The sequence below is a fragment of the Streptomyces sp. NPDC000880 genome, assembly GCF_053599675.1.
The window spans coordinates 1-15,940 of record NZ_JBSFMS010000072.1; the positions used below are offsets into that span (position 1 = coordinate 1).

Annotated in this window: 8 protein-coding genes and 1 pseudogene; 6 read left to right on the plus strand and 3 right to left on the minus strand. The window is 71.8% G+C overall.

The genetic code is table 11. From position 1 onward, the window contains the following. Both ACWDO5_RS22395 and ACWDO5_RS22400 read right to left on the minus strand, forming a co-directional pair. A pseudogene (locus ACWDO5_RS22395) lies at positions 1–94 on the minus strand (crotonase/enoyl-CoA hydratase family protein); the annotation flags it as partial. A 20-nt stretch (positions 95–114) separates the two neighbouring features. Beyond that, complete coding sequence (locus ACWDO5_RS22400) at positions 115–2,976, minus strand: lysylphosphatidylglycerol synthase domain-containing protein (RefSeq protein ID WP_450532108.1); 2,862 nt, start codon at positions 2,974–2,976, stop codon at positions 115–117. A 188-nt stretch (positions 2,977–3,164) separates the two neighbouring features. Here ACWDO5_RS22400 and ACWDO5_RS22405 point away from each other — a divergent pair, with 188 nt between their 5' ends. From ACWDO5_RS22405 to nudC, 5 genes are all read left to right on the plus strand, one after another. Beyond that, positions 3,165–3,524 (plus strand): MGMT family protein, encoded by a 360-nt coding sequence (locus ACWDO5_RS22405; protein ID WP_450532109.1) that lies wholly within the window; start codon positions 3,165–3,167, stop codon positions 3,522–3,524. A 158-nt stretch (positions 3,525–3,682) separates the two neighbouring features. Further along, the gene (locus ACWDO5_RS22410; protein ID WP_450532110.1) at positions 3,683–7,063 is read left to right on the plus strand and encodes an ATP-dependent helicase; all 3,381 of its coding nucleotides are present in this window, start codon (positions 3,683–3,685) and stop codon (positions 7,061–7,063) included. 224 nt (positions 7,064–7,287) lie between these two features. Then, positions 7,288–10,725, plus strand: coding sequence for a UvrD-helicase domain-containing protein (locus ACWDO5_RS22415; protein WP_450532111.1), 3,438 nt, complete (start codon positions 7,288–7,290; stop codon positions 10,723–10,725). Between the two features lie 10 nt (positions 10,726–10,735). Then, positions 10,736–12,133, plus strand: coding sequence for a dipeptidase (locus ACWDO5_RS22420; protein ID WP_450532112.1), 1,398 nt, complete (start codon positions 10,736–10,738; stop codon positions 12,131–12,133). A 38-nt stretch (positions 12,134–12,171) separates the two neighbouring features. Continuing rightward, positions 12,172–13,137, plus strand: coding sequence for an NAD(+) diphosphatase (gene nudC, locus ACWDO5_RS22425; RefSeq protein WP_450532113.1), 966 nt, complete (start codon positions 12,172–12,174; stop codon positions 13,135–13,137). A 174-nt stretch (positions 13,138–13,311) separates the two neighbouring features. Here nudC and ACWDO5_RS22430 read toward each other — a convergent pair whose 3' ends face one another. Next, the gene (locus ACWDO5_RS22430) at positions 13,312–13,569 is read right to left on the minus strand and encodes a glutaredoxin family protein (protein ID WP_450532114.1); all 258 of its coding nucleotides are present in this window, start codon (positions 13,567–13,569) and stop codon (positions 13,312–13,314) included. 184 nt (positions 13,570–13,753) lie between these two features. Here ACWDO5_RS22430 and ACWDO5_RS22435 point away from each other — a divergent pair, with 184 nt between their 5' ends. Then, positions 13,754–15,928 carry an ATP-dependent DNA helicase UvrD2 gene (locus ACWDO5_RS22435; protein WP_450532115.1) on the plus strand — a complete coding sequence of 725 codons (2,175 nt, stop codon included), beginning with the start codon at positions 13,754–13,756 and terminating at the stop codon, positions 15,926–15,928. The last annotated feature ends 12 nt before the right edge of the window (positions 15,929–15,940 follow it).

A 15,940-nucleotide genomic window follows, 5' to 3' on the forward strand; every position in this document is an offset into this window, starting at 1 on the left:
CCACGCAGTACCCCTCTACCGCGGCGATCACCGGCTTGCGGGGCCGGTGGTGGCGCAGCATCGCCTTCCAGTGGAGGTCGGGGTCGGCCTTCAGCAGCCGGAACGGCCCCGGTGCTACAGCGCGCCCTTGCGGGTCAGGTGGTTGAAGGCGAACCAACCCGGCAGCACCGGCAGCCACAGCGTCATCATGCGGTACAGCAGCACCGCCGGCGCCGCGACCTCCTTCGGCACCCCGGCCACGATCAGACCGAAGGTCAGCGCACCCTCGACCGCGCCCACACCGCCCGGCGTCGGCGCCGCCGAGCCCAGCGCGTTGCCCGCCAGGAAGACCACGGCGATGCTGGCGTAGCTCAGCGGCTGGTTGCCGTTGTCGAAGGCCCGGATCGACGCGTCCAGGCACATCACGAACACACCGGTCAGCAGCAGCATCCCGCCGATGCCGGTGAGCAGCTTCATCGGCCGCTGCAGTACGTCGAGCATGCGCGGCACCACCCCGGCGAACAGCGAGCGCAGCCGCGTCGAGACGAACTTCCGCAGGAACGGGATCGCAGTCACCACCAGCACCAGCACGGCGACCGTCAGCAGACCCGCGATCACCGTCCTGGATGGGGTGAACGACGCCGTCCGCTCCGTACCGGTCAGATAGCCGAAGGCGAGCAGCAGCAGGATGTGCGCGCCGAGCCCGAAGAGCTGGGACGCGCCGACACTGGCCACGGCGAGACCGGGACGTACTCCCGAACGCTGCAGGAAGCGGGTGTTCAGCGCGACGCCGCCGACCGCCGCCGGGGCGACGATCTTGACGAACGACCCGGCGACCTGCGCGACGACGGTCCGCAGGAACGACACCCGCTCGGGCACGAAGCCCAGCAGGCTCATTGCCGCCGCGAAGTAGCTGAGCACGGAGAATGCGACCGCGGCCGCCACCCAGCCCCAGTGGGCCCGGGCAAAGACCGTGGCGAAGTCGATGCCGGCGAGCTGCGAGAGCAGGAAGTACGCGGCGACCGCGCCGGCGATGAAGCTGACGAGCGTACGCGGCCTGATCCGCTCCAGGCGGACCGGCTCGACCGGCGCCTGCGGCCTGATCAGCAGCATCTGCCGGCGGATCTGGGAGAGCAGATCCTCCTCGCGCACCTCGTCCATGGCCTCGTCCATGGCCTTCTTGTCGGCCTGCCTCTCCGCCCGTTCGGTCTTGCGGACAGCCTTGCGGTCGTCGACCGCCGCCTCTTTCGTCTCTGCCGTACGGGCCCGCTTGGCGGCCGCGGACGCCTCCAGCACCGCCTCCCGCTCGCGGTTCGACCGCTCGCGGGCGAGTTTGCGCAGCGTCGCCCGGGTCGAGCGGCTCAGCGCGATCGGCTGGAGCAGCGGCAGACAGTCGGCGACCTCGTCGGGGCCGAGCACCTCGACGGCGGTGGCCACCGCACGCTCGGCGCCGACCCGCAGGCCGGTCGTGGTGAGCAGCTGCGCGATGTCCATCCGCAGCACTAGATCTCCCGCCGCGATCTCGCCGCCGCGCAGATCGGTCACGATCACCTTGCCGGAACGATCCACCAAAATCGCGTCGCCGGTCAGCCGCCGGTGCGCGATACGCCTCGACTGGAGCGCCTTCACCTGCTGCCAGGCCCCGCGCAGCACGTCGTCGGTGACCTCGTCGTCCGCCATGGAGTCGAGGGGACGGCCGCCCAGGTGCTCGTACACCAGCATCACGGCGTCCGGACCGAGCTCCGACGTCGCAATCAGCTTGGGCGCGTTGGCACCGGCGGCGATCGCCGCGTACGCGAGCAGCGCCTCCTGCTCCAGGGCCTGGCGCAGCGACGGGATCGAGCGGCGGGTGGTGATGGAGCGCAGCGTCAGCCGGCGCCATACCCGGTAGAAGAAGCCCTGTGCCTGCTGCTCACGGTCGACGACGGTGACATCGAGCGGTGCGCCCTCCTCCAGCGTGACCTGGTAGCGGCGGCCGCGGTCGCCCGGGTCGGCGGAGTCGGGGACTTCCTCGGCGCGCATGGCGGTGACCGGGCGGAAGCCGACATGGCGCAGACCGGCCAGCAGGGTCTGGCCGGTGGGCCGTACGTTCGGCGAGCCGACGGCGTACAGCGTGCCGTACGCGACGGTCCAGCCGAGCAGCACGGTGAGGATGATCGAGAACGGGGTGGTGTAGCCGGCGACCAGCATCGTGAAGGCGTCGAGCAACAGGACCACCCACAGGACCACCCGCCAGCGGGGTCTGCGGGACATTCCGACGGCCGTCATGTACGCGATGACGGGCGCGAGATAGCCGTGGACGGGGTCGGTCAGCCCGCCGCCGCTCTGCGCCTGGGTCAGCGCCTCCTGGAGGGGGCCGGGCGCGGCCCTGGAGACCCAGAGGTCGGTGGCGAGGGTGACGCCGTGCGCGAGCACGGCGGCGAGGACGCCGTCCGCGATCCGCAGCCCGTCCCGTTTGATCAGCCGCTCGATCGCGAAGGCGACCGGGACGAGCAGCACGGCGATGCTGGAGACCAGTCCGGCGATCTTGACGAAAAGGTCGGGTGCCTGTCCGGTGCCCTTGTTGATGTCCTGCTCGAGGCCGGATGTGGTGCCGTGGGCGAAGGCGGCGATGGCGAGTACGACGGCGATCGCGAAGATGCCGATGAGCAGGCGCAGCAGGTCGGCGGGGCGGTGGACGCGGGCGGCGAGCAGTGGCTCGTCCCCCGAGACCCGGTCGGCGTCGGTGTCGCCCGCGGGCTCTGCCGCTTTGCCGGCGGCTTTGGCGGCTCTGTCGGCGGCGTGCGCGGTGTCTGCGGTTCTCTCTGCGGCTTCGGCGGCTTTGTCTGCGGTTGTGTCCGCGGCTTCGTCTGCGGCGTCTGCTGTCTTGTCCGGGGCCTTGTCGGTGGCTTTGTCCCCCGCTTCCTTCCCTTTGGGGTCGCCGACGCCCTCCCGCGGAACGGGCGCGTCCGGATACGACTCGGACTCAGGGGTGCTCGCCGCCTGAGGAGGCTGCACGCCCTGCTCCTTCGCCGTCTCGGTCTCTTCGTGATCTCGTATCACCAGTCACCGCCCGCATGATGGTGGCACGGCCCGACGACAGAGGTGGGCATCAGGGTGGATTGCGGGGGCGTGAGGCGGGGAGGACACGCCCCTTTGCCCCTCGCGTCCCGCTGTCCGGGCCGTTGTCGGTGGCGTACGGCAGGATGGACCGGATGGAAGAACTGCCGGACTACGCGGAGCGGGTGCTCGAGGTCGCCGAGCTGATTCCGCCGGGCCAGGTGATGACGTACGGCGACGTCGCCGAGTGGCTCGGGGAGGGCGGACCGCGCCAGGTCGGCCGGGCGATGTCCCTGTACGGCGGCGGCGTGCCCTGGTGGCGTGTCGTGCGCGCGGACGGCGCGCTGCTGCCCGGCCATGAGCTGAGAGCCCTGGAGCGCTACCGCACGGAGGGGACGCCCCTGCGCGAGGCCGCGCGCAGCGCAGAGAGCCACGTGCCGCGCCTCGACATGAAGCGCGCGCGATGGGACGGCGGCGGTGGCGCCTGCGACAGTGCTCACATATGACAGCTTCCGCCATTCGGCGGTCGCACGGACGCTTTGACAACCGTACGGAGTACGCGCCGGACTCACTGCGTCGCGGCAGCGCGCTGGCGTAGCGTCGTCAGCGCGCGGCACGAACCGCTCCATCACCACCAGCACACCCACCAGGACCGGCGATCCACGTGAGCTCCTCCTCCACCACCGGGCGTACGACGTACCAGCAACAGGTACGGCATGGGGTTCCCCCACGCCCGCAGGGGCGTAGGGGGAGGACCCCGGGCGCGTACCGACTGGTGCGTACCCCGCCGGGCCCTGTGGATCCCCCTCTCCTGGACGCAGGACAGCGCGCGGTGGTTGACCACGATCCCGGTCCGCTGCTCGTTCTGGCAGGTCCGGGCACCGGCAAGACGACCACGCTGGTGGAGGTGGTCGCCGCGCGGGTGGCCAAGGGGGCGGATCCGGAGCGGATCCTGGTGCTCACCTTCAGCCGCAGGGCGGCGGTGGAACTGCGCGACCGGATGGCGCTGCGGCTCGGCGGCGCGCGGGGGCCGCAGGCGACGACCTTCCACTCTTTCTGTTACGCGCTGGTCCGCGCGCACCAGGACGCCGATCTGTTCTCCGAGCCGCTGCGGCTGCTGTCGGGTCCCGAGCAGGACGTCGCCGTACGGGAGCTGCTGGCGGGCCAGCTCGACCTGGAGACGGAGGGGCTGGCGCGCAACCAATGGCCGGACGAGCTACGTGCGTGCCTGACGACGCGTGGCTTCGCCGACGAGGTACGGGCGGTACTGGCCCGGAGCCGTGAGCTGGGCCTGGGCCCCGACTCCCTGGCCCGTTTCGCGGCCCGTACCGGCCGTCCCGACTGGGGGGCGGCCGCGTCCTTCCTCGCGGAGTATCTGGACGTCCTGGACATGCAGGGGGTGCTCGACTACGCGGAACTGGTGCACCGGGCGGTGCTGCTGGCCCAGCGGGTCGCCTCGCCTCACGACTTCCCCTACGACGCGGTGTTCGTGGACGAGTACCAGGACACCGACCCGGCTCAGGTACAGCTGCTCCAGGCGCTGGCCGGGCAGGGCCGCACGCTGGTCGCGTTCGGCGATCCGGACCAGTCGATCTACGCCTTCCGCGGCGCGGACGTGAACGGCATCCTCGACTTCCCCGATGCCTTCCGGCAGGCGAACGGCAGCCCGGCGGACGTGGCGGTCCTGACGACGTCCCGGCGCAGTGGCGAGCACCTGCTGGCGGCGACCCGGCTGCTGACCCGCCGGATGCCGCTGCCCCGCCTTCCGTCGGAGAAGGTCCGGGCGCACCGGGAGCTGGGCGCGGTCCGGGAGGGTGGCCGGGTCGAGACGTACACCTACCCGACGGCCTCCACGGAGCTGGACAACATCGCGGACATCCTGCGCCGGGCTCACCTGGAGGACGGCGTCCCCTGGCACGACATGGCAGTCCTGGTCCGCGCGGGCAGCCGCACGATCCCCTCGGTCCGCCGCGCCCTCGCGTCGGCGGGCGTCCCCCTGGAAATCGACGGCGACGACGTCCCCCTGCGCCACGAACCGGCCGTGTCCCCGCTGCTGACGGCACTGCGAGCGGTGGCTACGGCGGCGACGCAGCCGCTGAGGACGCAATCCGCCGACACTGCGGGGCAGGGGGCCGACACTGCGGGGCAGGAGAGGGGCAACCCCACCACACCCTGGCTCACGACCGAGACCGCCCTCACCCTCCTCACCTCCCCCCTCGGCGGCATGGACGCCGCCGACCTCCGCCGCCTCGGCCGTGCCCTGCGCGACGAGGAGCGCGCCGGCGGCAATCGCGTACCCCCGCCCTCCGACCAGCTCCTCGCCCGCGCCCTCGCCGAGCCCGAGCGCCTCGTCGCGCACGACCCCGCGTACGCCCGCGGCGCGCAGCGGCTCGGCGCGCTCCTGCGCACGGCGCGTGAGCTCCTCGAAGGCGGCGGCACCGCCGAAGAGGCGCTGTGGGAGCTGTGGGCCGGCACCCCCTGGCCGCAGCGCCTCGAACGTGCCGCCCTCCGCGGCGGCGCGGCCGGCCGCAACGCCGACCGCGACCTCGACGCCGTCTGCGCCCTCTTCGAGACCGCCGCCCGTGCCGAAGAACGCACCGGCGGCCGGGGCGCCCTCAACTTCCTCGAGGAGATCGAGGCCCAGGACATCGCCGCCGACACCCTCGCCGGGAGGAGCACCCGCCCCGACGCCGTACGCCTGATGACCGCCCACCGCTCCAAGGGCCTCGAATGGAGCCTCGTCGTCGTCGCCGGCGTACAGGAAGGCCTCTGGCCCGATCTGCGTCGCCGGGGCTCCCTCCTGGAGGCGGACAGGATCGGGCGCGACGGGCTCGCCGAGCCCCTCACCCCCGGCGCCCTCCTCGCCGAGGAACGCCGGCTCTTCTACGTCGCGGCCACCCGCGCCCGCGACCGCCTCGTCGTCACCGCCGTCAAGGCACCCGCCGACGACGGCGACCAGCCTTCCCGCTTCCTCACCGAACTCGGCGTCGAACCCAAGGACGTCACCGGGCGCCCCCGCCGCCCCCTCGCCGTCGCCGCGCTCGTCGCCGAGCTGCGCGCCACCACCGTGGACCCGCAGGCGACACCCGCGCTGCGCGACGCCGCCGCCCGCCGCCTCGCGCGCCTCGCCGCGCTCGCCGACGACGAGGGCCAGCCGCTCGTGCCCGCAGCGCACCCGTATCGCTGGTGGGGCCTGTACGAGCCGACCCACAGCCGGCTCCCTCTGCGGGACCGGAACCAGCCCGTCACCCTCTCCGGCAGCGCACTGGACCAGCTGGCCAACACCTGTGCACTCCAGTGGTTCCTGGGCCGCGAGGTGAAGGCGGACGCCCCCGCAACGGCCGCCCAGGGGTTCGGCAACGTCGTTCACGTACTCGCGGACGAGGTCGCCTCCGGACAGACCCCCGCTGACCTGGCCGTTCTCATGGAGCGCCTCGACTCCGTCTGGAGCGCGCTCGTTTTCGACGCGCCATGGAAGTCGCAGCAGGAGAAGGAGCACGCGCGCGTGGCGCTCGAACGCTTCCTGCGCTGGCACGTCATGGACCGCGGCGGCCGAGCCCCCGCCGCGACCGAGCACGACTTCGACGTGACCCTGGAGGCCGGCGAGTACGAGGTACGCATCCGCGGCTCCATGGACCGCGTCGAGCGGGACGCCGAAGGACGCGCGTACGTCGTCGACTTCAAGACCGGCAAGCAGACGCCGACCCGGGACGAAGTCGCCCGACACCCTCAACTCGCCGTCTACCAGCTTGCCGTGCGCGAAGGCGCCGTGGACGAGGCCTTCGACGGCCGCCGCCCCGAGCCCGGCGGCGCCGAACTCGTACAGCTGCGCCAGGCCGCCGCCAGGAAGGAGGGCGGGGAGAGCCTCCCGCGCGTCCAGTCCCAGGAGCCGCTCGCCGGCGAATGGGTCGGCGACCTGCTCGCCACCGCTGCCGGCCGCGTCCTCGACGAACGCTTCACCCCCAGCACCGGCAGCCACTGCGAACACTGCGCCTTCCGCGCCTCGTGCAGCGCCCGGCCCGAGGGGCGCCACGTCGTCGAGTGACGACATCGCCCGGCCGTGTGATGCGCGTCAACACTTGCGCTGCATCCATCTGCGTGCGGTGTGAGTCCGATGGGGCGGCACAAGCGAAAGCTAGAGGGAGTGACGAACGGTGAACAACCGCACGTTCCTGGTCACGGCGGTGCTGTGCGTGAAGCTGCCGTCGGCCTGACCGCGGGGACCACGGACGGCCGGCGCTGTCGGTGGTCCCCGTTAGCCTCTCTGAGGTGACCGCACGCATCACCGACCCCGAGCAGCTCAAAGAGCTCCTCGGCATCCCCTTCACCCCGGAGCAGACGGCCTGCATCACCGCGCCGCCCGCCCCGCAGGTGATCGTGGCCGGAGCCGGGTCGGGGAAGACGACGGTGATGGCCGCGCGGGTGGTGTGGCTCGTGGGGACCGGCCAGGTCGCCCCCGAGCAGGTCCTCGGCCTCACCTTCACCAACAAGGCGGCGGGGGAGCTCGCCGAGCGCGTCCGCAAGGCGCTCGTGCGAGCGGGGGTGACGGACCCCGACGTCATCGACCCGGACAACCCTCCTGGCGAGTCGCGCATCTCCACCTACCACTCCTTCGCCGGGCAGCTGCTCACCGACCACGGGCTGCGGATAGGCCTGGAGCCCACCGCGCGCCTGCTCGCGGACGCCACCCGCTACCAGCTCGCCGCGCGTGTGCTGCGCGAGGCGCCGGGCCCGTATCCCTCGCTCACCAGGTCCTTTCCGTCCCTGGTCAGCGATCTGCTGGCGCTCGACGCGGAGCTCGCGGAGCATCTCGTACGTCCCGAGCAGCTCGGCGCGTACGACTCCGAACTGCTGCGCACCCTGGAGAGCACCCGGCTGAGCAACGCCGAACTGCGCAAGGTGCCCGAGGCGGCCGCGGCCCGCCGTGAGCTGCTCGACCTGACCGTCCGTTACCGCGAGGCCAAACGCGCCCGCGACCTCCTCGACTTCGGCGACCAGATCGCGCTCTCCGCCGAACTCGCGCTCACCAGGCCCGAGGTCGGGGCCATCCTGCGGGACGAATTCCGGGTTGTGCTGCTCGACGAGTACCAGGACACGTCGGTGGCCCAACGGCTGCTTCTGTCAGGCCTGTTCGGGCAGGGCACCGGCCATGCCGTGACCGCGGTCGGCGACCCCTGCCAGGCCATCTATGGCTGGCGCGGGGCATCGGTCGCCAACCTCGACGACTTCCCGGCGCACTTCGCGTACCCCGACGGCCGCCCCGCGACCCGCTTCTCCCTCAGCGAGAACCGTCGCAGCGGCGGTCGGCTGCTGCACATGGCCAACGGCCTGGCGGCCCCGCTGCGCGCGATGCACGAGGGCGTCGAGGCGCTGCGGCCCGCTCCCGGTGCCGAGCGCGACGGGTCCGTCCGCATCGCTCTCCTCCCCACTCACGCGCAGGAGATCGAGTGGCTCGCCGACTCGATCGCCCACCTGGTGCGTACGGGCAAGGAGCCGGGCGAGATCGCGGTCCTGTGCCGCACGGCGGGCGACTTCCCCGAGATCCAGGGCGCGCTGGTCGCCAGGGAGGTTCCGGTCGAGGTCGTCGGCCTGTCCGGGCTGCTCCACCTGCCCGAGGTCGCCGACCTGGTCGCGATGTGCGAGGTCCTCCAGGACCCGGGGGCCAACGCCTCTCTCGTACGTCTGCTCACCGGACCGCGCTGGCGCATCGGCCCACGCGACCTGGCCCTGCTGGGCCGCCGGGCCCGGCTGCTGGTCCACCGTGCCTCGTCCGACGGGACGGATCCGGACGAGCGGCTGGCCGCGGCCGTCGAAGGCACCGACCCGGCCGAGGTCATCTCGCTCGCCGACGCGCTGGACACGTTCCTGGAGTCAACGGACGGGGAAGACGACGACCTCCCCTTCTCCGCGGAGGCCCGAGTCCGTTTCGCCCGCCTCGCCGCCGAACTGCGCGACCTGCGCCGCTCCCTGGCCGACCCGCTGATGGACGTCCTGCACCGCGTCCTGTCCACCACCGGCCTCGAGGTCGAACTCTCCGCATCCCCAAACGCCCTGGCCGCCCGCCGCCGTGAGACCCTCGCCAACTTCCTTGACACAGCGGCCGGTTTTGCGGCACTGGACGGGGAAGCGACGCTGCTGGCCTTCCTTGCCTTCCTCCGTACGGCGGCGCAGTACGAGAAGGGCCTGGACAACGCCCTTCCGGGCGGCGAGAACACCGTCAAGGTCCTGACGGCCCACAAGTCCAAGGGCCTGGAGTGGGACGTGGTCGTGGTCCCCGGCCTGGTCGCCAAGCACTTCCCGAACGAGCAGGCGCGCGAGGCCTGGACCTCCCAGTCCAAGGTCCTGCCGCACGCTCTGAGGGGCGACGCAGCCACCCTTCCCTCAGTCGAGTCCTGGGACGCCACGGGCCTCAAGTCCTTCAAGGACGCGATGAAGGACCACCAGCACACGGAGGAACTGCGCCTCGGCTACGTCACCTTCACCCGCCCCCGCTCCCTGCTCCTGGGCTCGGCCCACTGGTGGGGCCCGACCCAGAAGCGCCGCCGCGGCCCCTCGGTGTTCCTGCAGGCGCTGTACGACCACTGCGCGGAGGGTTTCGGCGAGATCGAGATCTGGTCGGACGAACCGGAGGAGGACGCAGAGAACCCGGCCCTGCACGAAGCGACGGCGGACCGGGCCTGGCCACTGCCGCTGGACGCGACCTCGCTGAGGCGCCGCCGCGCCGCGGCGGACACGGTGCTGGCGTATCTGGACGAGCCGGAGGATCTCCTGTCCGAGCCGGTGGAGCTCTCGTCGGTGCCGGTGGAGCTCCCGTCCGAGCCGGAAGAGTTCCCGTCCGAGCCGGAAGAGCCGGACTGGGACGCCCCCTGGGACGAGCCTGAACTCCCGGACGACGCGGCGGCCGACCTGCCGCACCCGCGCCGCGAAGCCGACCCTCTTGAGGCGGCGGCCCCCACCCCCGAAGACGCCCGCACCATCGCCTCCTGGGACCGCGACCTCGACGCCCTCGCCGGCGAGCTCCGCCGTAGCCGCGCGACCGTCCGCGACGTCCCCCTGCCCCCCTCCCTCTCCGCCTCCCAGCTCATGCGCCTCGCCGCCGACCCCGACGGTTTCGCCCAGGAGCTGGCCCGCCCCATGCCGCGCCCCCCGCACCCCGCGGCCCGCAGAGGCACCCGGTTCCACGCCTGGGTGGAGTCGCGGTTCGAGGAGCTCCCGCTCCCGATGCTCGGCCCGGACGAGCTTCCCGGCGGTGACGCCGACGACCCCGAGATCGCGGACGAGCACGATCTGGCCGCGCTCAAGGAGGCGTTCGAGCGCACCCCGTACGCCCGCCGCACGCCCTACCGCGTGGAGTCCCCGTTCCAGCTCACCCTCGCGGGCCGCGTGATCCGCGGCCGTATCGACGCCGTCTACCGCGACGAGACCGTAGCGGGGACGACAAAGGGGACGGCAGACGAGACGACAGGGGCGTACGAAATCGTCGACTGGAAGACCAGCCGCACAAACACCGCCGACCCCCTCCAGCTCGCCATCTACCGTCTCGCCTGGGCCGAGCAGCACGACCTCCCCCCCGAAGCAGTCAGCGCCGCGTTCGTGTACGTACGCACCGGAGAGATCGTCCGCCCGGACCCTCTCCCCGCCCGTGCCGAGCTGGAGCGCATCCTGCTGGGCGAGACGGCCGACGAGACAGTCACCCGCGCCGGTTAGGCTCAGGTGCATGAGCGACACCCCGGACAGCGCCGTCCGTACGTACATCGAGCAGCACCGCGCGGCCTTCCTCGACGACCTCGCCGACTGGCTGCGCATCCCGTCCGTGTCGGCCCAGCCCGACCACGCCGCGGACGTCCGGCGCAGCGCCGAGTGGCTCGCGGCCAAGCTCAGGGAGACCGGCTTCCCGGTCACCGAGATCTGGCCCACCCCCGGCGCCCCCGCGGTCTTTGCCGAGTGGCCTTCCGGCGACCCGGATGCGCCCACCGTCCTGGTCTACGGCCACCACGATGTCCAGCCCGCCGCCCGTGAGGACGGCTGGCACACGGACCCCTTCGAGCCGGAGATCGTCGACGGCCGGATGTACGGGCGCGGCGCGGCGGACGACAAAGGGCAGGTCTTCTTCCACACCCTGGGCGTACGGGCCCACCTCGCCGCCACCGGACGCACCGCCCCCGCGGTCAATCTCAAACTGCTGATCGAGGGCGAGGAGGAATCGGGATCGCCGAACTTCCGTGCCCTGGTCGAGGCCAACGCCGCCCGCCTCGCCGCCGACACCGTGATCGTGTCCGACACCGGCATGTGGTCCGAGACGACCCCCACCGTCTGCACCGGCACGCGCGGCCTCGCCGACTGCGGGATCGAGCTGCACGGCCCCGACCAGGACATCCACTCCGGTTCGTTCGGCGGCGCGGTACCCAACCCCGCCACCGTCGCCGCCCGTCTCGTCGCGGCGCTGCACGACGCCGACGAGCACGTCACCATCCCCGGCTTCTACGACGGCATCGAGCCGCTCACGGACGCCGAGCGCGAGCTGTTCGCCGAGCTCCCTTTCGACGAGGCGTCCTGGCTGAGCACCGCGAAGTCGCACGCCACGCTCGGCGAGGCCGGTTACTCCACGCTGGAGCGCATCTGGGCCCGTCCGACGGCCGAGCTCAACGGCATCGGCGGTGGCTACCAGGGCCCCGGCGGCAAGACGATCATCCCGTCATACGCTCAGCTGAAGCTCACGTTCCGTCTTGTCGCGGGCCAGGACCCGGAGAAGATCGAGCAGGCGGTCGACGACTGGGTCGCGGGCCAGGTGCCGGCCGGTATCCGCCACAAAATCACCTTCGGTGCCTCGACCCGCCCCTGTCTGACGCCCTTGGACCACCCGGCGCTGCAGTCGGTCGTACGGGCGATGAGCCGCGCCTTCGACGGGCGGAAGATCCGCTTCACCCGCGAGGGAGGGTCGGGCCCCGCAGCGGATCTTCAGGACGTGCTGGCCGCCCCCGTGCTCTTCCTGGGCATCTCCGTACCGTCCGACGGCTGGCACGCACCCAACGAGAAGGTCGAACTGGACCTGCTCATCAAGGGTGTGGAGACAACCGCCCACCTGTGGGGCGACCTCGCCGCCGCCCTCCGCTGAACTGCCACCCAAACCACCCGGGGGAGTTGGAAGTACCTGTGAGCACCACCAGCAACAGCACCACACACTGCCCGATCGATCTTTCCGCGCCGATCGGTCTCACCGCGCCGAGCGGCATCGACCGCGAGGCGCACCACCGCCTCGACGAGGCCTGGCTGGCGGCGGCGTGGAGCCACCCGACGACCCGGGTCTTTGTGGTCTCGGGCGGCCAGGCGCTGATCGACGACACCCCCGACGGCCGCACCGAACTGGTCATGACCCCGGCCTTCGAGGCCCCCATCACCGAGACCCACCGCTACTTCCTCGGCACCGACGAAGACGGCGTGCGCTATTTCGCGCTGCAGAAGGACGCCCTGCCCGGCCGCATGGACCAGCCGGCCCGCCCCGCAGGCCTGCGCGAGGCCGGACTGCTGCTCTCCCCGCGCGACGCGGGACTGCTGGTGCACGCCGTCGCACTGGAGAACTGGCAGCGGCTGCACCGCTTCTGCTCACGCTGCGGCGAGCGCACGGTCATCGCGGCCGCGGGCCACATCCGCCGCTGCCAGGCATGCGGGGCGGAGCACTACCCCCGTACCGACCCCGCCGTGATCATGCTTGTCACCGACGAGGAGGACCGCGCGCTGCTGGGCCGCCAGGTGCACTGGCCGGAGGGGCGTTTCTCCACGTTGGCGGGCTTCGTCGAGCCGGGCGAGTCGATCGAGCAGTCGGTGCGCCGCGAGGTCTTCGAGGAGGCGGGCGTCACGGTCGGCGAGGTCCAGTACATCGCCAGCCAGCCCTGGCCCTTCCCGTCCAGCCTGATGCTCGGCTTCATGGCGCAGGCGACATCCTCCGAGATCGACGTCGACGGCGAAGAGATCCACGAGGCACGCTGGTTCTCCCGGGAGGACTTGCGGGCCGCATTCGAGTCCGGGGAGGTGCTGCCTCCCTATGGGATCTCGATTGCGGCCCGCCTGATCGAGCTCTGGTACGGCAAGCCGTTGCCGAAGCCCGGAGATGTGGTCTGAGCGCTCCGCCGCTCAGACGCCGATCTTCTGCTTGACCTGGGCCGGCGAGGGGTTGGCCAGCGTCGAACCGCCATCAGGGACTTCCGCTTTCCAGAACGGGAAAGGTCATCTCCGCCCAGCAGAAAGCCCCCACCAGCCGTAGCCGGACAGGGGCCCTGCGCGTACCTGTGAGGCTCAGACAGCGAGCGCCTGCTTCACCTGGGCGAGGCTCGGGTTCGTCATGACGATGTTCTCGCCGCCGTTGGGGGGAACCACCAGCACGGTCGGGACGGTCTGGTTGCCCCCGTTGGCCTTCTCGACGAAGGCCGCGGAATCCGGGTCCTGCTCGATGTTGATCTCGGTGTACGTGATGCCCTCGCGCTCCATCTGGCTCTTCAGCCGACGGCAGTAGCCGCACCACGTGGTGCTGTACATCGTCACAGTCCCCTGCATGGTTTCCCGCGCTCCTCTGTCTCGTTCATCTCGGTCGTGCGACTTCGCCCGATACGTGCACGATGCGTGTTCGCACGCCGTAGAACGTACGTGAACTGGCCACCATTCCCGCATTAGTACGACCGCCCCGGCCCCCTGTGGACAACGGCCGCATCCATCTCTGCCGACCTGGCAGCATGGCGGTGTGACAGCAGCAACGCACTCCTCTCTTTTCCCGCAGGTCCCCGAGTCGGCGGACGCGGTGCTCGACGGGCTCGACCCCGAGCAGCGCGAAGTGGCGACGGCCCTGCACGGTCCGGTGTGCGTGCTGGCAGGCGCCGGCACGGGCAAGACGCGCGCGATCACCCACCGCATCGCGTACGGAGTGCGGGCGGGCATACTCCAGCCCGCCAGTGTGCTGGCCGTCACCTTCACCAACCGCGCCGCGGGCGAGATGCGCGGCCGGCTGCGCCAGCTCGGCGCGGGCGGCGTCCAGGCGCGTACGTTCCACTCAGCCGCGCTGCGCCAGCTCCAGTTCTTCTGGCCGAAGGCGGTCGGCGGCGACTTGCCCCGCCTCCTGGAGCGCAAGATCCAGCTGGTCGCCGAGGCCTCGGCCCGCTGCCGCATCCGGCTCGACCGCAATGAGCTGCGGGACGTCACGAGCGAGATCGAGTGGGCCAAGGTCACCCAGACCGTGCCCGCCGACTACCCGGCCGCGGTCGCGAAATCGCACCGCGACGCCCCGCGCGACCCGGCCGAGATCAGCCAGATCTACGGGATGTACGAGCAGCTCAAGCGCGACCGCTCGGTGATCGACTTCGAGGATGTCCTGCTCCTCACGGTCGGTATCCTCCAGGACCGGCACGACATCGCCGACCAGATCCGCCGCCAGTACCAGCACTTCGTGGTGGACGAGTACCAGGACGTCAGCCCACTCCAGCAGCGGATGCTCGACCTGTGGCTCGGCGACCGCGAGAGCCTCTGCGTCGTCGGCGACGCCAGCCAGACGATCTACTCCTTCACCGGCGCCACCCCCGACCACCTGCTGAACTTCCGAACCCGCCACCCCGGCGCGACCGTCGTCAAGCTGGTCCGTGACTACCGCTCCACCCCCCAGGTGGTCCATCTCGCCAACGGCCTGCTGAGCCATGCCCACGGCCGCGCCGCCGAGCACCGCCTCGAACTGATCTCGCAGCGTGCAGCCGGCCCCGACCCCGCCTACACCGAGTACCCGGACGAACCGGCCGAGGCCGAGGGCACTGCCCGCCGTATCCGCGACCTGATCGCCGCGGGTGTCCCGGCCGGCGAGATCGCCGTGCTCTACCGGATCAACGCCCAGTCGGAGGTCTACGAGCAGGCGCTCGCCGATGCCGGAGTCCCGTACCAACTGCGCGGCGCCGAGCGCTTCTTCGAACGCCAGGAAGTACGGGAGGCGGGCATCGCCCTGCGCGGCGCGGCCCGCGCAGGTGGCAACGACGCCCTGCTCGACGATGCCGACGACCTCCCCTCGCAGGTCCGGGCTGTGCTCTCCACCAAGGGCTGGACCACCGAGCCGCCCGCCGGATCGGGAGCGGTGCGCGACCGCTGGGAGTCCCTGGCCGCGCTGGTCCGCCTCGCCCAGGACTATGTACGGGGCAAGCCGGACGCGAGCCTCGGCGATCTGGTGGCCGAGCTGGACGAGCGCGCCGCGGCCCAGCACGCCCCCACCGTCCAGGGCGTCACCCTCGCCTCGCTCCACTCGGCGAAGGGCCTGGAGTGGGACGCCGTGTTCCTGGTCGGCCTCACCGAGGGCATGATGCCGATCACCTACGCCAAGACCGACGAGCAGGTCGAGGAGGAGCGCAGGCTGCTCTATGTAGGCGTCACCCGCGCCCGGCTCCATCTCTGCCTCTCCTGGGCGCTGTCCCGCTCACCCGGCGGCCGCGCCTCCCGGCGGCCCTCCCGCTTCCTGAACGGGATGCGGCCGGGCTCCGTGGCACCGGGCGCACGCGGCGTGGGCGGCGCCGGCGGCATCGAGCGCGGCAGCGGCGGCCGCCGCAAGCGGCGAGGCCCTGCGCTGTGCCGGGTCTGCGGCAAGACGCTTACCGACGCGGGCGAGATGAAACTGATGCGCTGCGAGGACTGCCCCTCCGACATGGACGAGGCGCTGTACGAGCGCCTGCGCGAGTGGCGCTCGGACCAGGCGAAGGAGCTGGGTCAGCCCCCGTACTGCGTCTTCACCGACAAGACTCTGATGGCGATCGCCGAGGCCGTGCCGGGCAGCGAGGGGGAGCTGGCTCAGATCTCCGGCGTCGGTGGCCGCAAGCTCGAGCGTTTCGGAGCCGCGGTGCTATCCCTCTGTGCAGGTCAGGAGGTTGGGGGAGCAGACGAGGAGGACTGATACAAACTCGTC

Excerpts from the sequence above, each read along its gene's own strand:
- ACWDO5_RS22405 (WP_450532109.1), top strand. The coding sequence starts at position 3,165 with ATGGACCGGATGGAAGAACTGCCGGACTACGCGGAGCGGGTGCTCGAG.
- ACWDO5_RS22430 (WP_450532114.1), bottom strand. The coding sequence starts at position 13,569 with ATGCAGGGGACTGTGACGATGTACAGCACCACGTGGTGCGGCTACTGC.
- ACWDO5_RS22420 (WP_450532112.1), top strand. The coding sequence starts at position 10,736 with ATGAGCGACACCCCGGACAGCGCCGTCCGTACGTACATCGAGCAGCAC.